Annotated in this window: 20 protein-coding genes; 12 read left to right on the top strand and 8 right to left on the bottom strand. The window is 72.3% G+C overall.

Translation table 11 applies throughout. The annotated features are described in order from the left end of the window. Positions 1-9 precede the first annotated feature (9 nt). Positions 10-663, top strand: coding sequence for an NADPH-dependent F420 reductase (locus ABFX51_RS15145; protein ID WP_346054064.1), 654 nt, complete (start codon positions 10-12; stop codon positions 661-663). Between the two features lie 6 nt (positions 664-669). Here the strand turns inward: ABFX51_RS15145 and ABFX51_RS15150 are convergent, their stop codons facing one another. From ABFX51_RS15150 to ABFX51_RS15160, 3 genes are all read right to left on the bottom strand, one after another. Then, positions 670-2,316, bottom strand: coding sequence for a helix-turn-helix transcriptional regulator (locus ABFX51_RS15150; protein ID WP_346054065.1), 1,647 nt, complete (start codon positions 2,314-2,316; stop codon positions 670-672). A gap of 253 nt (positions 2,317-2,569) precedes the next feature. Further along, complete coding sequence (locus tag ABFX51_RS15155) at positions 2,570-2,917, bottom strand: VOC family protein (RefSeq protein ID WP_346054066.1); 348 nt, start codon at positions 2,915-2,917, stop codon at positions 2,570-2,572. 51 nt (positions 2,918-2,968) lie between these two features. After that, positions 2,969-3,838, bottom strand: a complete 870-nt coding sequence (locus ABFX51_RS15160) for an alpha/beta fold hydrolase (RefSeq protein WP_346054067.1) — start codon at positions 3,836-3,838, stop codon at positions 2,969-2,971. Between the two features lie 114 nt (positions 3,839-3,952). Between ABFX51_RS15160 and ABFX51_RS15165 the strand changes: the two genes are divergently transcribed. Further along, positions 3,953-7,105, top strand: coding sequence for an ATP-binding protein (locus ABFX51_RS15165; protein ID WP_346054094.1), 3,153 nt, complete (start codon positions 3,953-3,955; stop codon positions 7,103-7,105). Here ABFX51_RS15165 and ABFX51_RS15170 read toward each other — a convergent pair. Together ABFX51_RS15170 and ABFX51_RS15175 are read right to left on the bottom strand one after the other, a co-directional pair. After that, positions 7,087-8,142 carry an amidohydrolase family protein gene (locus ABFX51_RS15170; protein WP_346054068.1) on the bottom strand — a complete coding sequence of 352 codons (1,056 nt, stop codon included), beginning with the start codon at positions 8,140-8,142 and terminating at the stop codon, positions 7,087-7,089. The two genes, ABFX51_RS15165 and ABFX51_RS15170, sit on opposite strands and share 19 nt — an antisense overlap. After that, positions 8,142-9,515 carry an MFS transporter gene (locus tag ABFX51_RS15175; RefSeq protein ID WP_346054069.1) on the bottom strand — a complete coding sequence of 458 codons (1,374 nt, stop codon included), beginning with the start codon at positions 9,513-9,515 and terminating at the stop codon, positions 8,142-8,144. The genes ABFX51_RS15170 and ABFX51_RS15175 overlap by 1 nt, the downstream gene beginning before the upstream one ends. A 96-nt stretch (positions 9,516-9,611) precedes the next feature. On the opposite strand from ABFX51_RS15175, the gene ABFX51_RS15180 reads away from it, so the two are divergent. The 4 genes from ABFX51_RS15180 to ABFX51_RS15195 are packed head-to-tail and all read left to right on the top strand — an operon-like array spanning position 9,612 to position 12,017. Then, the gene (locus ABFX51_RS15180; protein WP_091505304.1) at positions 9,612-10,376 is read left to right on the top strand and encodes an IclR family transcriptional regulator; all 765 of its coding nucleotides are present in this window, start codon (positions 9,612-9,614) and stop codon (positions 10,374-10,376) included. A gap of 37 nt (positions 10,377-10,413) precedes the next feature. Further along, positions 10,414-10,749 carry a hypothetical protein gene (locus ABFX51_RS15185; protein ID WP_346054070.1) on the top strand — a complete coding sequence of 112 codons (336 nt, stop codon included), beginning with the start codon at positions 10,414-10,416 and terminating at the stop codon, positions 10,747-10,749. Positions 10,750-10,806: 57 nt separating this feature from the next. Then, the gene (locus ABFX51_RS15190; protein WP_091505302.1) at positions 10,807-11,331 is read left to right on the top strand and encodes a SigE family RNA polymerase sigma factor; all 525 of its coding nucleotides are present in this window, start codon (positions 10,807-10,809) and stop codon (positions 11,329-11,331) included. Next, a complete protein-coding gene (locus ABFX51_RS15195; protein WP_346054071.1) occupies positions 11,328-12,017 on the top strand; it encodes a hypothetical protein in 690 nt (229 codons plus the stop codon). Before ABFX51_RS15190 ends, ABFX51_RS15195 begins: the two co-directional genes overlap by 4 nt. 14 nt (positions 12,018-12,031) lie before the next feature. Here the strand turns inward: ABFX51_RS15195 and ABFX51_RS15200 are convergent, their stop codons facing one another. Both ABFX51_RS15200 and ABFX51_RS15205 read right to left on the bottom strand, forming a co-directional pair. Continuing rightward, a complete protein-coding gene (locus ABFX51_RS15200) occupies positions 12,032-13,192 on the bottom strand; it encodes a cytochrome P450 (RefSeq protein ID WP_346054072.1) in 1,161 nt (386 codons plus the stop codon). A gap of 48 nt (positions 13,193-13,240) precedes the next feature. Continuing rightward, a complete protein-coding gene (locus tag ABFX51_RS15205) occupies positions 13,241-14,242 on the bottom strand; it encodes a LacI family DNA-binding transcriptional regulator (RefSeq protein ID WP_091505299.1) in 1,002 nt (333 codons plus the stop codon). 152 nt (positions 14,243-14,394) lie between these two features. Between ABFX51_RS15205 and ABFX51_RS15210 the strand changes: the two genes are divergently transcribed. The 6 genes from ABFX51_RS15210 (at position 14,395) to ABFX51_RS15235 (ending at position 22,085) form a co-directional block, all read left to right on the top strand. Next, complete coding sequence (locus tag ABFX51_RS15210; protein WP_091505298.1) at positions 14,395-15,471, top strand: ABC transporter substrate-binding protein; 1,077 nt, start codon at positions 14,395-14,397, stop codon at positions 15,469-15,471. Continuing rightward, the gene (locus ABFX51_RS15215; protein ID WP_346054073.1) at positions 15,471-17,024 is read left to right on the top strand and encodes a sugar ABC transporter ATP-binding protein; all 1,554 of its coding nucleotides are present in this window, start codon (positions 15,471-15,473) and stop codon (positions 17,022-17,024) included. The genes ABFX51_RS15210 and ABFX51_RS15215 overlap by 1 nt, the downstream gene beginning before the upstream one ends. Next, positions 17,017-17,976 carry an ABC transporter permease gene (locus tag ABFX51_RS15220; protein ID WP_346054074.1) on the top strand — a complete coding sequence of 320 codons (960 nt, stop codon included), beginning with the start codon at positions 17,017-17,019 and terminating at the stop codon, positions 17,974-17,976. Before ABFX51_RS15215 ends, ABFX51_RS15220 begins: the two co-directional genes overlap by 8 nt. Further along, positions 17,973-18,938, top strand: coding sequence for an ABC transporter permease (locus tag ABFX51_RS15225; protein ID WP_346054075.1), 966 nt, complete (start codon positions 17,973-17,975; stop codon positions 18,936-18,938). The genes ABFX51_RS15220 and ABFX51_RS15225 overlap by 4 nt, the downstream gene beginning before the upstream one ends. 36 nt (positions 18,939-18,974) lie before the next feature. Next, the gene (locus ABFX51_RS15230) at positions 18,975-21,452 is read left to right on the top strand and encodes a LamG-like jellyroll fold domain-containing protein (protein WP_346054076.1); all 2,478 of its coding nucleotides are present in this window, start codon (positions 18,975-18,977) and stop codon (positions 21,450-21,452) included. A 117-nt stretch (positions 21,453-21,569) separates the two neighbouring features. Beyond that, complete coding sequence (locus ABFX51_RS15235; protein WP_091505293.1) at positions 21,570-22,085, top strand: hypothetical protein; 516 nt, start codon at positions 21,570-21,572, stop codon at positions 22,083-22,085. A gap of 42 nt (positions 22,086-22,127) precedes the next feature. Here the strand turns inward: ABFX51_RS15235 and ABFX51_RS15240 are convergent, their stop codons facing one another. Further along, complete coding sequence (locus ABFX51_RS15240) at positions 22,128-22,331, bottom strand: hypothetical protein (protein ID WP_143249824.1); 204 nt, start codon at positions 22,329-22,331, stop codon at positions 22,128-22,130. Positions 22,332-22,449: the final 118 nt, after the last annotated feature.

Raw genomic sequence — 22,449 nt, forward strand, 5'->3', positions numbered from 1 at the left:
AGCTGGACTTTGCTGGTCGCCGTACTGGGTTCCGGGCTCGTGGGCCGCACACTGGCCACGCGTTTCGCGGAACTGCGGCACAACGTGATCCTCGGCACACGGGACCCGCAGGCGGCACGGGTGCGCCGGTGGGCCACGGCCGCCGGGCCGTACGGCTCCGTCGCGGCGTACCGCGCGGCGGTCGAGGATTCCACGGTGGTGGTGAACGCGACGGCGGGGACGGTTTCGCTCGACGTGCTGCGGGAGGCGGGTGCGCCGGCGCTGGCGGGCAAGGTCCTGCTCGACGTCGCGAACGCCGTGGTGGAGCCGGGGGAGGACCCGCCGACGCTGCGCCCGGTGGGCGACGGCAGCCTCGCCGAGCAGATCCAGCGCGAGTTCCCGCTGACCCGCGTCGTGAAGACCCTCAACACGGTCAGCCCCGCGGTGATGGTGCGGCCGGACCGGCTGGGCGGCGGGCACGTCACGTTCCTCGCGGGCAACGACGGCGGCGCGAAGCGGCTGGCGACGGGCTTCCTGCGCGAGATGGGCTGGCCGCAGGACGCCATCATCGACCTCGGCGACATCACGGGCGCGCGCTCGCTGGAAATGCTGGTGCCCCTGCGGTACCGGCTGGGCCGCACCTTCGGGCACACGAACTTCAACTTCGCGATCGGCACCCGCTGAGCGCGCTCACCCGCCGAGCACGCCGAGTTCCTGCGCCCGCGTCAGCGCTTCCTGGCGGTTCGAGGCGCCCAGTTTCCGGTACGCGCTCTGCAGCTGGGTGCGCACCGTGTTCACCGACACGACGAGCCCGCGGGCGATCTGCGACACCGTGCCCCCGGCGGCGAGCGCGAGCAGCACCGCGTGCTCGCGGTTGGTCAGCTCGACGAGCTCGACGCGCTCGGGGAACACGGGGGCGGCCGCCGCCAGCCGGGCCTGTGCCCGCTCGGTGAGCGGGACCTCGACGAGCCGGGCGATGGCGGCTCTGTCCTCTTCGGACAGAGTGGCCAGCGACAGCACCTCGTCCGGGGCGCGCAGGCGCATGGCGGCCGCCGCGGCGCGGCCCGCCTCCACCTCGTCACCGGAGCGCAGTGCGGCGAGGGCCTTGACCAGCAGCAGCTGCCCGAGATCGCGCCTGGACACCGCCGGGTCGACGGTGGCCTGCGCGGCCAGCGCCCGCGCGACCTCGTACTCGCCGGCGAGCAGGCGCAACCGGGCGGCGGGCAGCGCCAGCCACGGGGCTCCCACACCGGCGTCGGTGATCACCCGCAGCGCGCGGTTCGCCTGCCCGGCGGCCAGCAGCAGGTCCGCCCGCGCCCGCGTCAGCACCTGGCGCGCGGTGCCCTGGTCGGCCAGCGCCGGCGCGTGGCTGAGCCGGATCTCGCCGAGGTGGGCCAGCGTCGCCGCCGGTTCGCCGAAGTGCAGGCCGTGTGCGGCGACCAGTGCGGTGACGAACGGCCACACCTCGATGGGCTTGGTCCCGTCCCCGGTGACCGCCAGGCACTCGGAAAGCGCTTTCTCATCGTAGCGGTCGAGCGCCTCCCAGCCGTCCGCGAGCGTCGAGCCGACCGTCAGCAGGAACGACACCCAGCCCGACGGCGGCGGGTACGAGCGCATGCGTTCCGTCCACCGGCGCGCGGTCTCGCGGTGCCCGAGGTGGCCGAACACCATGGCGAGGTTCGCCGTCGCGTTGATCGCCGCGTACGCGCTCACCGGTTCGGTGCCCGCCTGCTCCACCGCCTGCCGGTACAGCTCGGTGGCCTGCGCGAAGTCGCCCATCAGCGAGCGGGTCAGCCCGCGCTGCATCGGCAGCCAGCCCGGCCGTGGGCTGGGGCCCGCAGCCGGTGCCGGGCCGAGCCGCAGCAGCCGGTCGGTCAGCCGCTGCCCGAACTCCTCCGCCTCGGCGAACCGGCCCTCCGCACGCACGGCGATCATCGCGGCGGTGCCGACGATGGCGACCGTCGCCGGGACCTCCTCGTGTTCGAGGTCCATCGTCGCGGCCAGCCGCCTGCCCAGATCCATGTACCGGCGCAGGAAGGACCGGTGCTCCTCCGCGTCGGGGTAGACCGCGGCGTGGTAGGCCGCGATCCCGCCGATCATGAGCCGCGGCCGGGCGTGCAGCTCCTCCTCCGGCACGTCGGTGAGCACCGTGGTGAGCTGGGCGCCCAGCTCACTGTCCATGGTGAGCCAGAAGTGGTCGAACAACGACTCCAGCGCGTCCCAGTCGCCTTCCGCGGTGATGCGGCGCAGTTCCCCCGGTACGTCAGCGGGTGGCTCGTACGGGGTGGCCTCCCGTTTCCCGGGCACCGCCCTCGGCAACCCGGTCAGCTGCACCACGGTTGCTCCTTTCCTCGGCCCCCCGACAGTGCAAGATCACATCAGCAAGAGTAGGCGCCCGTAAGGGAAAGGTGCCGGGTGCTGTGACCCGTACGGACCTGTTTCCACCGATCGTGTTGGCGCACAAGGATTTGCCACTGTCAGTAGCGCATGGAACCCCCGGATGGCGGCCTCCTGGGAGTGACCGCGGTGTTCCGCCGTGACGGCCTTGCCGGGTTTCGCCGTGCCCCGCAAGGAAATCACCGCCGCGGGGTCAGCGGTGGCTCAGCACGTTGACCACCTTGCCGTTGGGGTCGCGCACGAAGAACCGCCGCACGCCCCATTCCTCGTCCCGCAGGGTGTGCACGATCTCCGCGCCGCTGTCCCGCAGGGCCGCGTACACCGCGTCGACGTCATCCACCTCGACGCTCAGGTCGGGGTGGACGGGCGCGGTCTTGTCGTGGCTCATGACGCTGACCTGCGCCGCCGGGTTGGCGGGCGAGGCCAGCGTCACGATCCAGCCGTGGTTCATGACCTCCTCGAAACCGAGGAGGCCGTAGAACTCCCGGCTCTCGCCGGCGGCCGTGGAGTGGATGTTGGGGACGACGCGGCGGACGGTCATCGGCGGGCTCCTGGTGCGGTGCGGGAACGGGTACCGCACCAGGAAACCACGTCAGCGGGTGAGCAGGTCCCGCAACGCCTTGATGACCTCGGCCGGTGCCTCCTCGGCCATGAAGTGCCCGGCGGTGACCGTGGCGTGGTGGAGGTCGGTGGCCCACGCCCGCCACAGCGCGGTCGCGTCGTAGCCCAGCGCCGCGCCCCAGTCCTGCTGCAGCACGGTCACCGGCATCCGCAGCACGGTGCCGCGCTGCCGGTCCGCCGTGTCGTGCTCCACGTCGATCGTGGCGGACGCGCGGTAGTCGGCGACGATCGAGGGCACGGCTTCGCGGGACGCCTTGAGGTACGCGGCGCGCACGTCCGCCGGGATCGCCTCGGGGCGCTGGACCCACGCGTCGAGGAAGTACCCGAAGAACTCGTCGGGCACCGCGCCGATCATCCGCTCCGGCAGGCCCGGCGGCTGCGCCATCAGGTACAGGTGGAAGCCGACCGCGGCGGTCACGCCCCGCATCACCTGCCACATGTCGAGCGTGGGCAGCACGTCGAGCGACGCGAGGTGGGTGATCACGCCGGGGTGGTCCAGTCCGGCCCTGATCGCGACGAGCGCGCCGCGGTCGTGCCCGGCGAGCGCGAACCGGTCGTGCCCGAGCGCGCGGGCGAGCGCGACGACGTCGGCGGCCATGGTGCGCTTCGAGTACGTCCCGCCGGTGTCGGCAGGCTTGTCGCTGTCGCCGTAACCCCGCAGGTCGGGGCAGATGACGGTGTGGTCGACCGCGAGGTCGGCGGCGACGTGCCGCCACATCAGGTGCGTCTGCGGGAAACCGTGCAGGAGCACGATCGGGGCGCCGGTACCGCCCACGGCCGCGTTGAGCGAGACGCCGTCGGCGACGGGCACCCGCCGGTAGTCGAAGCCGGGGATCTGCATGGGAAACCTTTCCGTGGAACTCGCTGGTGCCCCCACGTTCCCGGGGCGCGCTGAGCGTCCACTGAGCACGCGCTGAGCGCCGCGTACAGTGCCTGGCGAGGAGGGGAGGTGGCGGTGCGGTTCGGCGTGCTCGGCCCGCTGGTGGCGCAGGACGCGCGGGGCCCGGTCGAGCTGAAGGGGCCGCGGCACCGGGCCGTGCTGGCGCGCCTGCTGGTCGCACGCGGCCGGGTGGTGCCTGCCGCGCGGCTCGTCGACGACCTGTGGGAGGACCCGCCGGACGGCGCGCAGGCCGCGCTCCAGACGTTCGTCTCCGCCCTGCGCCGCGCGCTCGAACCCGACCGCGCCCCGCGCGCGCCGGCCCGGCTGCTGGTCACCGAGGGCCCGGGGTACGCACTGCGCGCCGAGCCGGACGCGGTGGATGCGTGGCGCTTCGAGGACGCCGTGTCCGCCACCGCCGACCTGCTGGCGGCGGGCCGTGCTGACGCGGCGCTCGCCCGCGTCGACGAAGCGCTCGCGTTGTGGCGTGGTCCCGCGTACGCCGAAGTGGACGGTTTTCCCTGGGCACGGGCGGAGATCGCGCGCCTCGACGAGCTGCGCCTGCTGGCCGGGGAGCGCCGGGCGGAGGCGCTGCTCGCGCTCGGCCGAGCCGCCGAGGCCGTGCCCGACCTGGAAGGCCACACCGAGGCGCACCCGTGGCGCGAGGAGGGGTGGCGGCTGTTCGCGCTGGCGTTGTACCGCGCGGGGCGGCAGGGGGACGCGCTCGCCGCGCTGCGGCGCGCGCGGAAGGTGCTCGCGGACGAGCTGGGCGTCGATCCCGGTCCCGCGTTGCGCGGGCTGGAGGCCGACGTCCTCGCGCAGGCCCCGCGCCTGACTCCCACCCGGCCGGTACCGGCGCTGGTGGGCCGGGGGGAGGAGCTGGACCGGCTGCTGGACGCGGCGGCGACGGCCGCAACCCGCGGCAGGCTCGGGCTCGTGCTGCTGAGCGGTGAGGCGGGAGCGGGCAAGACGGCACTCGCGGAGGCCGCCGCGGCGCGGTTGTCGGCCCAGGGCTGGACCACGGCGTGGGGCGGCAATCCCGAGCACGAGGGCGTGCCCGCCGGGTGGGCGTGGACGCGGATCCTGGACACCCTCGAGGGACCGGGCCCGGAGTCCGAGGCGGGCGCCGATCCGGTGACGGCCCGCTTCCGGTGGCACCGCGCCGTCGGCGCGCACCTCGCCAGGACAGCGCGTCAGGCGCCCCTGCTGCTGGTGCTCGACGACGTGCACTGGGCGGGGGAGGAGACGCTGGCGCTGCTGGCCGCCGTGGTGACCGAACCGGTTCCGGCCCCGGTGCTGGTCGTCGCCGCCTACCGCACGACGGAGGTTTCGCCGGAGCTGGCGGAGTTCCTGGGCCGTGTCGCGCGCACCGAACCCGTCCGGCTCTACCTCGGCGGCCTGCCGCAGACCGCGGTGCCCGACCTCGTGCGGGCCGCCACCGGGCTGGTCGTCGACGAGGAAACCGCCGCGGTGCTGCACCGGCGCAGTGCCGGAAATCCGTTCTTCCTCCGCGAACTCGCCCGGCTGCTCGACGCCGAGGGCACCGAAGGGCTCGCGGCGGTGCCGCCCGGCGTGCGTGACCTGGTCCGCTACCGCGCCGGGAAACTGCCCGAGGACGTCGGCCGCACGCTCCGGATGGCCGCTGTCGCGGGTACCCGGGTGGACCCCGACGTGCTCTCCGCGGCGGCCGGACAGGACGTGCTCGACGCGCTCGAAACCGCCATGGCACAAGGGTTTCTGACCGAGGAGCTCCGCTTCTCCCACGACCTCGTGCGGGACGCGCTGTACCAGGACGTCTCGCCCGTGCGCCGGGCGAGGTGGCACGCCCGTATCGGCGAGGCGATCGAGCGGCTGCGGCCGGGGGACGTCGAGGCGCTGGCACACCACTTCCTGCTCGCGGGCTCGGACCGCGCGGCCGGGTACGCGCGGGCGGCGGCGGAGCAGGCCGAAGCCCGGTTCGCCCCGCACGAGGCGGTGCGGCTGTGGCGCGCGGCGCTGGACGCACACGACCGGTCCGGCAGCGACGACGTGCGGACCCGCCTGGAGCTGGTGATGGGGCTGGTGCGCGCGTTGCCGTTCACCGGGGAACTCTGGCAGGCCGGCCGCTACCGCGAGGAGGCGGTCACGCTGGCAGAACGCCTCGGCGACCCCGTCTTCACCGCGCGCGTGATCGGCGCGTTCGACGTGCCCGCCATCTGGACCGAGCACGACGACCCGGCGCTCGCGGCCCGCCTCGCCGCCGTGGCGGAGCGGACGCTCGAAGCGTTGCCCCCGGAGGAAACCGCGGCGCGGGGCCGGTTGCTGGCGACGCTCGTGCTCGAACTGCGCAACACCGGGGGAGCGCGGGCGAACGAGGCCGCGCGCGAGGCGGAAGAGATCGCACGGCGGCTCGACGACCCGGCGTTGCTGGCCTTCGCCCTCAACGCGCGGTTCATGCGGTCCTTCGGTACCGCCGGGCTCGCCCCGGAGCGCCGCCGGATCGGGGAGGAACTGCTGGAGCTGGCGATCCGGCACGGGATGGTGACGTTCGAGGTCCTCGCGCGGCTCGTGCTCGTGCAGGCCCACGCCGCGCTCGCCGGGTTCGCCGTGGCGGACGAGCACGCAGCCGTCGCCGACCGGCTCGCGGCCGACTACCGGCTTCCGCTCGTGGCACCGTTCACGCGGTGGTACCGGGCGCTGCGCACGGCCGTCGCCGGTGAACCCGCGGAAGCGGCCTATCGAGACGCGGCCGCCGGGCTGGCCGGCACGGAAATGTCCGGTGTGGACAACGGGATCGGTGCGTTCGCCTTGCTGTGCCACCGGATTTCCCAGGGGCGCCTGCCGGAGGACGGGGAGTTCGGCGGCTACACTCCCTGGTGTCGTCCGCTGGTGCTGCTCGGCGCGGGACGCGAGGACGAGGCGCGGGCGGCGCTCGCGGCCGTGCCGCCGTCACCCCGCGACCTGCTGTACGAAGCGCGGACCTGCCTGCACGCCGTCGCGGCGGTGGAACTGGGCGGTGAGCTGTCCACTTTGTACGAAGAACTGCTCCCGGCCGCGGCGGAACTGGCCGGAGCGGGCAGCGGGATGCTGACGCTCCGGCCGGTCGCGCACTACCTCGGGGACCTCGCCACGGCGCTCGGGCGGCCGGACGAGGCCGCCGCGCACTACCGCCAGGCGGCGGCGGTCGCCGCCCGTGCGGGTGCCCCGCACTGGGCAGCGGCCGCCCGCGCGGGCTACCGCCCGCTCTCCTGACCCTTCAGCACCGCCTCGTCGAGCCCGAACACGCGGATCGCGTTGTCCTGGAAGAACTCCTTGAGCTCCTCGGGGTTCAGCGGCAGCTCGTCCTGCATCCGCACCTCCTCCGGCACGTACTCGTACGGGTAGTCCATCGCGTACATCACGCGGTCCGGGCCGACGACCTCACGGGCGTACATGATGGTGGGCGCCCACGGCATCCCGCTCGTGGTGAGCCAGATGTTGCGGCGGAAGTACTCGCTGACCTTCAGCTCCAGCGGCTTGATCGCCTCGTACCGCTTCGACGCGACCTGCCCGGCGTGCATGTAGTCCAGCCGGTAGAACCAGTACGGCAGCGCCTCGCCGAGGTGCCCGACGACGAGCTTGAGCCGCGGGAACCGGTCGAACACCCCGGAGGTGATGATCCGCAGCAGGTGGGTGGCGGTCTCGACGCCGAACCCGAAGATCGCGCCGTCGATCCCGGCCTCGTACATCGGCCGGATCATGTCGTTCGGCGGCGTGTTGGGGTGCAGGTACACCGGCACGTCGAGCGCCTCGGCCGCTTCGAGCAGCGGGCGGAAGCGGGGTTCGTCGAGGTAGTGGCCCTTGATGTGGGAGTTGCAGATCAGGCCCTTGAGCCCCAGCTTGGTCACCGCCCGCTCCAGCTCGTCCACGGCCGAGGGGATGTCCTCGAAGCCGACGGCGGCGAGGCCGGAGAACCGCGACGGGTACTTCCGCACCGCCTCGGCGATCCGCTCGTTGGCGAGGGTGGCCATCTCGCTGGCGTGCTTGTCCTCCAGCACCTGCGTGCCCGGCGACGTCAGCGCGAGCACCGCGTGGTGGATCCCCGTGGCGTCCATTTCGGACAGCCGGGTCTCGCCGAGGTCCTGCAGGCGGCTGCGGACGAAACGGGGGCGTTCGGCGTCGCTGGTCAGGTAGTGGCCCATGAGGCTGCGGAAGCCGATGTCGTCGGTGTCGGGCAGCAGCTCGCGGTACAGGTCGAACAGCTCGGCGGGGCCGTAGGCCTCTTCCGTCGCGATTCGCAGGTAACTCATCATCGTCCTTTCGCCGGAACGGAAACCACGGGAGTGTCCACAGTGGAGGACAGACGGCGGCGGAACGCGACGAGCGCGGCCGCCGTCACCGCCGCGACGGCCGTCGCCACGACCAGCGCGACGAACACCACGCCGGTGGCGCCGTCCGTCCAGTCGAGCAGCCAGCCGATCAGGTAGGGGCCGAGGATGCCGCCGACGCGGCCGACGCCGAACATCATCCCGGTGCCCGTGCTGCGCAGGTGCGCCGGATACGTCTGGGCGGACAGCGTGTCCAGCGCCGACTGCCCGCCGATGATGCCGAAGCCCGCGAACCCGGTGGCGACCAGCGGGGCCACCGGGCCGCCGCTCACCCCGACCAGCACCACGGCGAGCGTCGCGATCACCATCAGCGCGACGAGCCCCTTGGCGAGGTCGGCCCGCAGCTTGTCGCACACCACCGCGACCGCGATCCCGCCGACGATGCCGGCCAGCTGCAGGATCGCCAGGAACCAGAACGAGGCCGCGAAGGTGTTGCCGCGGTGCTCCATCACCGACGGCAGCCAGCCGGACAGGCCGTAGATGCAGAACAGGATCATGAACGCGCACACCCACAACGCGATGCTCGTCGGCCGGAACCGCCGTCCCACCACGGTGCCGAGCATCTCCCGCGCCGACGCGCGTTCGCGGGGCTGGAGGAACTCCGCGCCCTGGTAGTTCCGGTCCGGCCGGATCTTCGCCAGCGTCCGCGCGACGTCGGCGTGCCGCCCGCGCAGCACCTGGAACTGCACGGACTCCGGCAGCAGCGGGCGCAGCAGCACGGCGAGCAGCAGCGGCGCCGCGCCGATCCAGTACAGCGCGTGCCAGCCCGCCTTCGGCGTGACGTAGATCCCGACGAGCGAGGCGAGCACGCCGCCGAGGCAGTACCCGGCCAGCGCCGCGGCGACGACCCGGTTCGCCGAGCGGGCCGGGGCGAACTCGTTGATGTAGGCGGTACCCAGCGGCATGATCACGCCGAGGAACAGCCCGGTGCAGAAGCGCAGCAGCACGAACGAGGCGAACCCGTTCGCCGCCACGGCGGTCAGCAGGCTGAACAGGCCGGCCCCGGCCAGTGCGGTGAGCAGCACCGGCCGCCGCCCGGCGCGGTCGGCGACCGGGCCGTGCACGAGCGCGCCGACCAGGAACCCGATGAGCCCGGAGGAGACCAGGAAGCCGGTTTCGCTGTGGCTCAGGTGCCACGGGCCCGCGGTGTAGTGGATGACGTACGACGGGTTGAGCGTGTCGTAGCCGTCGAACAACAGGGCGAGCAGGACGGCGACGACGAGCACGAGGTGGAAACGGCCGAACCGGGCGCTGCGCAGCTCCCCGGTGGCGTCGATCGGCTGTGTGGGGGACAAGGGGCACTCCTGCCTCTCGGACACGGCGATGTGACCTGCTCCCGAGCCAAACATGAGATTCGACCCAGCGGAAGATTTTCGATCTAGAATTCCGCTATGGCGAAAACGACGCTGGGCTCGGTGGACAACGCGCTGCAGCTGGTCCGGCTGCTCGCCCAGCACCGCGCGTTGCGGCTGTCGGAGGTGGCGGACCTGCTGGCCGTGGCCCCGTCGACGGCGCACCGGCTGCTGAACTCCTTGCGCGCCCAGGGTTTCGCGGTGCAGGAGACCCGCAACGGGCCGTACCGGCCGGGCCCCGTGCTGCGCGAGATCGGGCTCGCCGCGGTGCACCGGCTGGACGTGCGGCAGGTGGCCAGGCCCGTGCTGGAGCAGCTGTGGACGCAGACGGGGGAGACGGTCAGCCTTGGCGTGCTCGAAGGGCGCGAGATCCGGTTCGTGGACGGGATCGAAAGCACGCGCACGGTCCGGGTCGGCAACCGGACCGGGGTGTGCATCCCGGCGCACTGCACGGCGGCGGGCAAGGCGATCATGGCGGTGCTGCCGGAGGCCGAGTTCGAGCGCCGGTTCGCCGGGCGGGGCCTGGAACGGCGGACGGAGGCGTCGATCCAGAGCTGGCCGGACCTGACCAGGGAACTCGCCGCGATCCGGAAGGCGGGGTTCGCGTTGAACGTCGAGGAGGGCGAGTCCGGCGTGTGCGCGGTGGGCGCCGCGGTGCGGGACGCGACGGGCGTGCCGGTGGCGTCGGTGAACGTCGTGCTGCCGTCGAGCCGCATGCCGACGAAGCGGGTCGGGCGGGCGCTGGCGGGCAAGGTCGTGGCGGCGGCGGGTGCGGTGTCGGCCGCGTTGCGGTCCGGGGGGTGAGCTGGTCCCGGAGCCGGCGGGCGCGCATGCTGGTGGTGTGGAACGTGCCCGGGAAACGGAGCAGACCGAGATCGACGAGGAGGTCGCCGCCTCCGAGGCGACGCTGGACGCCGGCCACCGCGAGCAGCGGGTCGGCGAACGGGAGCGCGCGGTCTCGGCGAGGGAACACCGCGTGGACAAGCGGGAGCGCCGGGCCGGTGCGCGGGAGCGCGAGGCGGACCGGCGGGAACTCAAAGCCGCCGAACGGGAGCGGGCCGTCGACCGGCGGGACGACGAGGCCGACCAGCGCGACCGCGAGGTCGAGGAACGCGAGCGGGACGCCGACCAGCGGGAGATCCGGGCGCAGCAGGCGGACTGGCCCCCGCCGGACTGAGCACCCTGTGGCGGGGCGCACTCAACCTTTCGCGCACCTGACCCGTCTGATCCGGGTATGGGGCACCGCACGGCACGGGGGGACGAGGAGTTCGCCGAGTTCGTCCTGGCGAGCTCGGCCCGGCTCACCCATGCCGCCTACCTGCTGACCAGCGACCGGCACCACGCCGAGGACGCCGTCCAGACCGTGCTCGCGCGGACGTACGCGGCCTGGAAGCGGGTCCGCCACAAGGACGCCTACGGCTACGCGCGGCGGGTCCTCGTCAACCACCTCATCGACAACTGGCGGCGCCCCATCCGCGAGCTGCCCACCGACGACGTGCCCGAGGTCCGGGCCCCGGACCGGCCCGAGAGCCTGGCGCTGGACCGCCGGTGGCTCGCGGAGCTGCTGGACGGGCTCACCGGCCGGGAGCGGGCGGTGATCGTGCTGCGGCACTACTTCGACCTGCCGGAAGCCGACGTCGCCGCCGAGCTGGGCGTGTCGCTGGGCACGGTGAAGAGCACGAACTCGCGGGCGCTGGCCAAGCTGCGGGTGGCCGCTGGAGACGAGGCACGGGAAAGCTGCGGAGGGGTGCCGCGATGACCGGGATCGACGACCTGCGTGCCGCGCTGCGCGAGCAGCCCGAGGACGCCTACGCCCCGCCCGACCTGCCGCGGATCCTCGCCGAGGGCCGCCGGCTGCGCCGCCGTCGGCAGCTGCTGCAGTGCGGTGCGGTGGTCGCCGTGGTGGCGGTGGTCGCGCTGGTGCTGGGGCTCACCGCGCAGTTGCGGGGCGGGAGCCCGCAGGCGCCGGTGGCGGCCCAGCCGACCGCCGCCGAACGCGAAGAGCGGCCACCGCTCGGCCGGGTCGTGGGCACCGGGCTCAGTGATTCCGTGGGCGAGGTGGTGCTGTACATGGTGGCGATCGACGTGCCCGAGCTGCCGGAGGTCCACTTCGGACTGATGGCGGGTCATCGCACCCCCGGGGGCGTGCTCACCGCGGACCTGCTGGCGAACGAAACCGCGGGAGCCGCGCTTAAGCCCGGGTTCCGCGTGCTCGACGGTGGCAGCGAGCAGGAACCGCGGCTGCCGGTGTTCGGCTACTACGTCGGCCCGGCCAGCAGGATCACCACCACCGTGGGGGCGCGCACCGTGCAGGCGCGGCAGGCGCTGTGGAGCCAGGACCCCAGCGTCGTGATCTTCTGGTTCCCGCCCGCCGACGTGCCGTCCGACACCGTGCTGACACCGCCGCGGGCCTACGACGCGACGGGGGCGCAGCTGCCCCGCTGAGGTGGCGGCAGCACTCAGCGCACGGGATCGGCCACCGCCACCAGCCCGCGGATCTCGCAGCCGCCGATCTCGTCCCGGTAGGTCACGCGTGGCTCGCCTTCGAGGCGGAACCCGTCGAGCGCGAACAACCGCGTGAGCAGGACGTCGGTCTCCAGCATCGCGATGTGCGCGCCGGGGCAGCGGTGCGGACCGTCCCCGAAGGACAGTCCGGCGGGGTTCGGGACCGTGCGCTCCGGGCACAGGGTGAGTGGCTCGTCACCGACCGCGGCCGGGTCGGCGTTCGCCTCGTCGACGAGCACCTCCACCCGGCTGCCCGCCGGTACGGTGACCTCGCCCAGCACCAGTGGTGCCGTGGTGCGCCGGGCGAGGCGCGCGATCATCGGCTCCAGGCGCAGGATCTCGTGCAGGATCGCCAGGCGTTCGGGCTCGGCGGCGGCCCGGTACCGGGCGTGGAGCGCGGGATCCCCGGTGAGGTGCCAGGCCGCCACGCAGACGAACTCCCGCGTGGTGACCATGCCCGCGGCGGCGAAGGTCAGGCACTCGCCGAGGACCTCCGCGGCGATGCAGCCCTGGCCGAGCAGGTGGGTGATGAGGTCGTCACGCGGTTCGCGGCGGCGGGCGCGGATGGCCGGCCGCACGTCGGCGAGGTAGATGCGCAGCCAGTTGACGTTCTGCCGGACCAGCCAGTACAGCCCGTGCGGGCTCGTCAGGCCGGGCTTGCCGAACTTCTCCGGGAAGAACCGTTCCAGCCGCCGCCGGATGCCCGGTCTGCTCTCGGTGAGGCCGAGCACCGCGCTGACCACGTCGATCACGACCGCGAAGCTCAGGTCGGACAGCTCGACGCGGCCGGTGGCCCGCAGTTTCGCCAGCTCCCGCTCGACCACCGCGACCACCATCCCGCGGTAGTGCTCGTCGACGCGGCGGGGCGTGAAGAACCTCGCGGTCTGCCGCCGGTCCTCGCGGTGCTCGGGCCCGTCGCGGTAGAGCACGGGGCGCCGGATGCGCTGGGGCAGCTTGCTGGTGGTCTCCACGCCGAGCCCCGCCTGCACCGTTTCGGTGCTGCGCAACAGCTGCCGCGCCGCCTCGTACCCCCGGACCTGCCACGTCCCGTCGCCGAGGCCGGTGACCGGGCAGCCCGTGGCGGGGCCGCCGCGGTCGAGTTTGCGTGAGCTCATCGGCCCAGGTTGGGCGATCCCAGCCGGGACCGGGAACCGCCGAACGGGTCACCCCCGGGTGCTTTCCCTGACCTCCAGGGAGAACGGCGTCTGCACGTGCTGCGGCGGGGTGTCCGTCTCACCGGTGATGCGGCGGCACACGAGGTCGATCGCGGCCTCGGCCAGCGCGGCCTTGTCCGGCGCGATCGTCGTCAGCGCGGGCAGGCTGAAAGCGCTCTCTTCGTTGTTGTCGAAGCCCACGATCGCCACGTCGTGCGGCACCCGCAGGCCGCGCTCGGCGACCGCCCGCAGCGCGCCGATGGCGAGCAGGTCGTTGAAGCAGAACACCCCGTCCGGCGGCTCGGGCAGGTCCAGCAGCGCCTTCATCGCGGCGGCGCCGTGGGCGCGGTGGTACTTCTCGGCCGGGGCCACCAGTTCCTCCACATAGGACAGACCAGCCTCGGAAAGCGCTTCCCGGTAGCCCGCCATGCGTTGTTCGCTCGTGCCGCGCGCCGGGTTCTGCCCGATGGCGGCGATCCGCCGCCTGCCCAGCTCCGCCAGGTGCCGCACCGCGGTGCGCGCCGCCAGCACGTTGTCGATCGCCACGCGGTCGATGGGCACGTCCACCGCGTGCTCACCCAGCATCACGAGGGGGATGCCGCCGGCCGCGTCGTGGAAATCCCCTGCCTGCAACGCTTCCGGGTGCACGAGCGCACCGTCCACGAGGTGCGGCCCCAGGGAGACCAGGGTTTCCCGTTCGCGCTCGCGCGTCCCTTGTGTCTGTTCGATGAGGACACTCCAGCCCCGCTTCTGCGCGGCCTTGAGCACCAGTCCCGCCAGCTCGCCGAAGTACGGGATGTTCAGCTCCGGCACCATCAGCGCGAGGAAGCCGGTCCGCCCGCGCCGCAGGTTGCGGGCGCCGAGGTTGGGCCGGTACCCGGTCGCGGCGAGCGCCTCCTCGACCCGCCGGCGGTTCTCCGGCTTCACGAAGGCGTAGCCGTTGACGACGTTCGACACGGTCTTCACCGAGACCCCGGCCAGCCGGGCGACGTCCTTGAGTGTCACGGCCACAGGCGGGGTCCCTTCGCGTCGGCGACAACCGGACAGTAGTCGTTCGGCCGGTTTACAACGTTGTTCCAACGATGTAAAACTAGCGCAGGCTCCCATGGTGATCCAAGTCACCAAACGGAGCGGGCCCCGACGACGCAGCCCGAGGAGTACCCGTGCCCCTGTCCTCCCGTCCCCGACTGGTCCTGGTCACCGCGGCCGCCGCCGCGCTCACCCTGGCCGCCTGCACCAGCCGCGAAGAGACCGCCGCCCCCCAGGCCGCAGGCAGCGGCCCCGCCGCCTCGGCCGCCTCGGCGGCGCCGGCCAGCGGCGGCTGCACGCTCGCGCAGACCGGCTACCCCAAGGTCGACCCGAAGACGGCGGTGATCGGCTTTTCGCAGTCCGAGAAGGAGGCCAACCCGTTCCGGACCGCCGAGACGCAGTCGATCCGCGACGAGGCCGCCAAGCTCGGCATCCCGGGCGACCACCTGCTCACGACCAACGCGCAGAGCGACCTGAACAAGCAGATCAGCGACATCAAATCGCTGCTGGACCGGGGTGCGCAGCTGCTCATCGTCGCGCCGCTGAACTCCGACGGCCTGCAGCCCGCCCTCGACGCGGCGAAGGCGAAGAAGGTCCCGGTCGTGACCATCGATCGCAAGGTGACCTCGCAGCCCTGCACCGACTACCTGACGTTCATCGGCTCCGACTTCGTGCAGCAGGGCAAGCGCGCCGCGCAGGAGATGGCGCGGGTCACCGGCGGCAGCGGCAAGGTCGCGATCCTGCTCGGCTCGTCCGGCAACAACGTCACCACCGACCGCACCCAGGGCTTCAAGGACGAGCTGGCCAAGACGCCGGGCCTGTCCGTCGTGGCCGAGCAGACCGGCGACTTCGACCGCTCGAAGGGCCAGTCGGTGATGGAGCAGCTGATCCAGAGCCACCCGGACCTGACCGCCGTGTACGCGGAGAACGACGAGATGGGCATCGGCGCGGTCAACGCGCTGCGCACCGCGGGCAAGAACCCGGGCAAGGACGTCAAGGTCGTCTCCGTCGACGGCACGCGCAACGCCGTGCAGCTCATCGCCGACGGCAGCTACAACGCCGTCATCGAGTCCAACCCGCGGTTCGGGCCGCTGGCGTTCCAGACGCTGCAGCAGTTCGCCGACGGTCAGCCGATCCCGTCGAGCATCGTGATCAGCGACGACTCCTACGACGAGACGAACGCGGCCCAGAAGGTCGGGAACTCCTACTGATGACCGCCGTGACCGATCCCGGCACCTCGCGGACGACGGCACCGGTGCTCGAGGTGACCGGGGTCAGCAAGCGCTTCCCCGGCACCCTCGCGCTCGACGACGTCAGCTTCGCGCTGCGCCCCGGCGAGGTGCACGCGCTGGTGGGCGAGAACGGTGCCGGCAAGTCGACGCTGATCAAGGTGCTCACCGGCGTGTACCAGCCGGACTCGGGCGAGGTCCGCCACCTCGGCCACACCGTGGCGTTCCGGCGTCCAGCCGAGGCCCAGCAGGCGGGGATCTCCACGATCTACCAGGAGGTCAACCTCGTCCCGCTGATGAGCATCGCGGGCAACGTGTTCCTCGGCCGGGAGCCGCGCACCCGCGCCGGGCTGGTGGACTGGCGGCGGATGAACGCCGAGGCCCGGGCGCTGCTCGCGGACTACGGCATCACCGACGACGTCCGCCGCCCCCTGCACACCCTGGGCGTGGGCGCGCAGCAGATGGTCGCGCTGGCGCGCGCGGTGTCCACCGACGCAAAGGTCGTCATCATGGACGAGCCGACGTCGTCGCTGGAGCCGCGCGAGGTCGAGAAGCTGTTCGAGGTGCTGGCCCGGCTGCACGCGCAGGGCATCGCGATCCTCTACGTCAGTCACCGAATGGACGAGCTGTACCGGGTGTGCGACCGTGTCACGGTGCTGCGTGACGGGAGGGTGGTCCACAGTGGACCGCTGGCGGAGCTGCCCCGACTGGAACTGGTGTCGCTCATGCTCGGCCGGGAGATCGGCAAGATCCGCGAAGAGGGCGTCACGGCCTTCGGCGAGGAGCACGAGGTCGAGCGGGAACCGGTGCTGCGTGCGGAGAAGCTGCGGGGCGTCCGCAAGCTGCGGGACGTCTCGCTGACCATCCGTCCGGGTGAAGTCCTCGGGCTCGCCGGGCTGCTCGGCTCGGGCCGCAGCGAGACGGCGCGGGCTCTCGTCGGCGCGTTCCCCCTCGACGGCGGCACCGTGGTGGTGGCAGGCAAACCGTTGAAGCGGGGCAGGGTCCCGGCGGCGATGCGGGCCGGGGTCGCGCTGCTCGCCGAGGACCGCAAAACCGACGGCATCATCCCGAACCTGTCGGTGCGCGAGAACATCGCGCTCGCCGCGCTGCCGCGCCTGTCCCCGTTCGGTCTCGTCTCGAAGTCCAAACAGGACCGGATCGTGCGGGTGTTCATGGAACGGTTGCGCATCAAGGCGTCCAGCCCGGACCAGAAGGTCGCCGAGCTGTCCGGCGGCAACCAGCAGAAGGTGCTGCTCGCCCGGTGGCTGGCGACCGGGCCGCGCGTCCTGCTGCTGGACGAGCCGACGCGCGGTATCGACGTCGGGGCCAAGGCCGAGGTGCAGGCGCTGATCGACGAGCTCGCGCGGGAGGGGCTGGGCGTGCTGCTGATCTCGTCCGAGCTGGAGGAGCTCGTCGACGGGGCCGACCGGGTGCTGGTGCTCTCCGACGGCGCCGTGGCGGAGGAGCTGACGGGGCAGGACATCACGGAGGAGAAGGTGCTCGCCGCGATCGCCAGGGGAGGTCACGATGACTAGCGCCACGCTCGCCGCTCCCACGCGGGCGCGCACGGCCGCCTGGCTGCAGAACTACGGCGTGTACGTCGCGGTCGTCGCGCTCGTGGTGTTCAACGTCGTGTTCACGGAGAACTTCGTGTCCGCGGCCAACTTCCGCACCCAGCTCGTGCAGGCGGCGCCCGTGTGCATCGTCGCGCTGGGCATGGCGCTGGTGATCGGGACCGAGGGGATCGACCTGTCGGTCGGCTCGGTCATGTCGATCGCGGCCGCGTTGATCCCGCTCTACCTCGGGGCGGGCCCGCTCGTGGCCGTGCTGGTCGCGGTCGTGGCGGGGATCGTGTCGGGGCTGTTCAGCGGGGTGCTCGTGGCGTACCTGGGCATCCAGCCGATCATCGCGACACTCGCGCTGCTGGTCGGCGGCCGCGGGCTGGCGCTCGTGGTCGCGCACGGCCAGCTGGTGCAGCTGCACAACCGGGACTTCCTGGCGCTGGGCACGGGTGACGTGCTCGGCATCCCGGTGATGGTGCTGGTCGCCGCCGTCGTCGCGGTGCTCGCCGGGCTGCTCGTGCAGCGCACGACGTTCGGCAGGCAGCTCGTCGCGGTCGGCGGGAACCGGGCGGCGAGCACGCTCGCCGGGCTGCCGGTGCGGCGGGTGCTCGTCGGGGTTTACGTCATCTCGGGTGCGCTCGCGGCGCTCGCCGGGGTGCTGTCCACCGCGCGGCTGGGCGCGAGCGACCCCAACGACCTGGGGTTGCTGATGGAGCTGTCCGCGATCACCGCGGTCGTCGTCGGCGGGACCCCGCTGACCGGCGGGCGGGTGCGGGTGCTGGGCACCGTGTTCGGGGCGCTGCTGATGCAGCTCGTGCACGCCACGCTGATCAAGCACAACCTGCCGGATTCGACCGCGCAGATGGTGCAGGCGGCGATCATCGTCGTCGCGGTCTACGTCGCGCGAGAGCGGAGCAGCCGATGATCGCCTTGTCCCCGCGCAACGCCGCGTTCGCGGGAGTGCTGCAGCGCCAGGGCGCCGCGGTGGTGCTCGTGCTCGGTGTCGTGATCTCGTGGTTCGCGTTCCCGCGCTTCGGGTCGGCGGACAACCTGCGGGACCTGGCGCTGCAGAGCTCGTTCCTCGCGGTGATCGCGCTCGGCATGACGTTCGTGATCATCTCCGGTGGCATCGACCTGTCGGTGGGTTCGGTGTACGCGCTCGGCGGGGTGCTGGCGGCGTACGGCAGCCGGTACGGGCTGGTGGTGGCGATCCTGCTGCCGCTCGTGGTGTGCTCGCTGATCGGGTTCGTCAACGGCGTGCTCATCGCCCGCACGGGGATGGCGCCGTTCATCGTCACGCTGGCGTCCCTGTTGTTCGCGCGAGGGTTGTTGCTGGCCATCACGAACGAAGGCGCGACGACGTACAAAGTGGACGCCGGGTCGCCGTTCCTCGCGCTGGGGCAGGGCGAGATCCTCGGCGTGGGGACGCCGGTGTGGATCGCGCTGGTGCTGTTCGCGCTCGGCGGGGTCCTGTTGCGGCGCACGAGGTTCGGCCAGGCGGTGTTCGCACTCGGCGGGGCCGAGCAGTCGGCGGTCCTCATGGGACTGCCGGTGGCGCGCACGAAGATCACGCTGTACACGCTCAGCGGGGGACTGGCCGGGGTGGCGGGCCTGCTCACGGCCGCGTACCTGCAGTCCGGCGTCACGGTGCTGGGCGTGGGCACCGAACTCGACGCGATCTCGGTCGTCGTCATCGGCGGCACACTGCTCACCGGCGGCGCGGGCACGATCGTCGGCACGCTCGTCGGCGTGCTGCTGCGCACGCTGATCCAGAACGTGATCAACCAGGTCGGCACGCTCGATTCGAACTACCAGACCATGGTGAGCGGCGCGTTCCTGCTCGTCGTGGTCGTCATCCAGCGGCTCCTCGCCCGGCGCCGCTCCTGAGGTCTCCTGCACGTCAATTGGAGGAGGTAACCCCGTATGTCCCGTCCCCGCTGGGCGGCGCTGGCGGCCGCTGTGGCCGCCGCCGTTCTCGGCCTCGCGGTTCCCGCCGCGAACGCCGCGCCCACCCCGCAATGGCAAAGACTCACGCCCCCGCTGTCGACACCCTGGACGAACCAGGTCTCGCCGACGAACGCGCTGCCCGAGTACCCGCGTCCACAGCTGACGCGGGACCGCTGGCAGAACCTCAACGGCGTCTGGGAGTTCGCCAAGGCCAACCCCGGCGAAGCCCCGCCGGTCGGCCGGAGCCTGGCGGAACGCATCCTCGTCCCGTACCCCGTCGAGTCCGCGCTGTCCGGCATCATGCGGCACGAGACGCAGATGTGGTACCGCCGCAGCTTCCAGGTGCCGCGTGACTGGCAGGTCGGCCGCGGCCAGCGCCTGCTGCTGCACTTCCAGGCCGTGGACTACGACGCGACCATCATCGTCAACGGCCGCACCGTCGCCCGGCACACCGGCGGCTACGACGCGTTCACCGTGGACGTCACCGACGCTCTCACCACGAACCGCGACCAGGAGCTCGTCGTCGGCGTCACCGACCCCAACGACCAGGGCGGCCAGCCACTGGGCAAGCAGCGCACCCCCGGTGACGGCATCTTCTACACGCCGACCTCCGGGATCTGGCAGACCGTGTGGATGGAGCCGGTCGCCCCGGCGCACATCGACCGCCTCGACGTCACGCCCGACGTCGCGTCCAGCTCGGTCACCGTCAACGCGATCGTCGGCGGGCCGGTGCGGCAGCGCGTGGAAGCCACCGCCTACGACCACGGGCGGGTCGTCGGGCACGTGAGCGGCGACGCGAACAAGCCCCTCAAGCTGACCCTCCGCAACCCGCACCTGTGGTCGCCCGACGACCCGTTCCTCTACGACCTCAAGGTGCGCGTGACCGGCGGCGACGAGGTCGGCTCGTACTTCGGCATGCGCTCGATCAGCGTCGGCAAGACCCCCGACGGCAAGCAGCGGATGCTGCTCAACGGCAAGTTCGTCATGCAGATCGGCCCGCTGGACCAGGGTTTCTGGCCCGACGGCATCTACACCGCGCCCACCGACGCCGCGCTGAAGTTCGACCTGGAGCAGGAGAAGGCGCTCGGCTTCAACATGGTGCGCAAGCACATCAAGGTCGAGCCCGACCGCTGGTACTACTACGCCGACAAGCTCGGCTTGCTGGTGTGGCAGGACATGCCGGCGATGAAGGACGACATCGAGCCGACCCCGGCGTCGCGCGCGAACTTCGAGTCCGAGCTGCACCGCATGATCGACCAGCACCGCAGCTTCCCGTCGATCGTCACCTGGGTGCCGTTCAACGAGGGCTGGGGCGACTACGACGTGGGCCGCATCGCCGACGAGGTCAAGGCGTGGGACCCGACGCGGCTCGTCGACGCCGAATCCGGCGTCAACTGCTGCCGGTCCGAACCGGACAGCGGCCGCGGTGACCTCTACGACGACCACACCTACACCGGGCCGGGCACCCCGATGCAGACCGGCAGCCGCGCGGCGGTGGACGGCGAGTACGGCGGGCTCGGGCTCAAGGTCGCCGGGCACGAGTTCGACCCGGCGGGCAGCTTCGCCTACGAGATGGAACCGGACAGCGCGACCCTGACGCGCCGTTACGGCGAGTTGCAGCAGCGCCTGCTCCTCGTCGCCCAGCGGTGTGGCGTGTCGGCCGGTGTGTACACGCAGACAACGGACGTCGAGAAGGAGGTCAACGGGTTCTTCACCTACGACCGGCAGGTGCGCAAGATGGACTTCGCAGCCGTGCGGGCGGCGAACCTCGCCGTCATCAAGGGCGCGACGGGACAGCCTGCAGCCGGGCCGCAGATCCCGGCGGGCACACCGGGGATCGACGGCATCGCCGCCTACCCGTTCGACGAGAACACCGGCACGGTCGCGCACGACATCGTCGGTGGCCACGACGCGACGCTCGTCGGCGGGGCTTCGTGGACGGCGGGCAAGAGCGGATCCGCCTTGGCCACCAACGGTTCCGGCCAGTACGCCGACACCGGTGCCGCGTTGCTGAACACCGAAGGCAGCTACAGCGTGGCGGCGTGGGTGAAGTTCAACGCGGTCGGCGACGGCTTCCAGACCGTGGTGAGCCAGGACGGCGGCAGCAACAGCGCCTTCTACCTGCAGTACTCGGGCGCCGACCACAAGCTGGCGTTCAGCTTCGTCGGCACGCGGGCGCTGGCCCCCGTCACGCCGGAGCCGAACCGCTGGTACCACCTGGTGGGCGTGCGGGACGCGGCTTCGGGCACGCTCAAGCTCTACGTCGACGGCCAGCAGGCGGCGACGAAGAGCGTGTGCCTCGGTGACGCCTCCACGGGCCACACGGTGATCGGGCGCGGGCAGTACGGCGGCAACCCGGTCGACTACCTCAACGGGGCGGTGGACCAGGTGCACGTGTACGACCGCGCGCTGTCCGACGCGGACGTGGCCGCGTTGTACGGCAGCGGCAAGTAGTTCCCTCCCGACGGTGGCCGTGCCCCAGGCGCGGCCACCGTCGCATTTCACCTGATCGGGGCGGGAGCGGAGGGTGCTCGCGCGGGTATTCCTCCTCGGAGGAGGAGGGAGTTCCCGATGAGCACGGACAGCTACGTGGCGTTCCTGGTGGTCGGCATCCTGATGGCGGTGATCGACGGCCAGATCATCTACCGCAGCGGCAGCGGCTACCTGGACCAGGAGGGCAACGACCCCGAGGCGGCGTCGGCGATGACGGTGCTGATCACCGCGTTGTTCCACCTCGCGGTGCTCGGCGCGCTCGCGCTGATCTCGACGATCCACTTCCCCGGCGGGGACGCGCTGCCGGGCATCATGGGCAGGCTCGGCGTCTACCTGCTGACGCTCGCGGTCGCGCACGCGATCACGCTCGGCGTGCTCGCCCGGCGGCGCGAGGAGCGGGTCGTCGAGGACTGGAACACGCGCACGGCCATGGTCAACGGCACGGGTGTGGTGCCGGACCCGCGGGCGCGGGAGTCGGAGGTGGACGCCGAACTCCGCGAACCGACGACGACCCCGGTGCCGGGGCAGGAGGGCCGCCTGCCGAAGGTCAGCCCGAACCTGGAGCACCGCGGCCCGTACTCGACGGGGCAGTAGAAAACGGTGCGGCACCGCGGGAAGCGGTGCCGCACCGGGCCGTCACACGACGACCGGGAAACCGTTGAACCAGCCGCCGATGCAGGTCAGGTGCGCGCCCTCATCACTGGAGATCAGCGTCCCGCCCCCTCCGACGCACATGTCCACCGACACCGACGTCGGGTCGGCCGAAGCCGTCCCCGTCAGGCCCAGCAGGGTTCCGGCGGCCAGGGCGAAAGCGGCCACCGCTGTCGTGATCCTTCGCATTGCCTTACCTCCCTTGCTTTTCCGGTACCCCTGCGGGATACCCGGCTTTAGCCGCAAGGGAAAACCAGCGCAAGTCGAGTCCACCGCACCGGATGACCCCCACTGGAGCACCAGATCT

The sequence above is a fragment of the Amycolatopsis dongchuanensis genome (genome assembly GCF_039542405.1).
Lineage (GTDB): Bacteria > Actinomycetota > Actinomycetes > Mycobacteriales > Pseudonocardiaceae > Amycolatopsis_E > Amycolatopsis_E sacchari.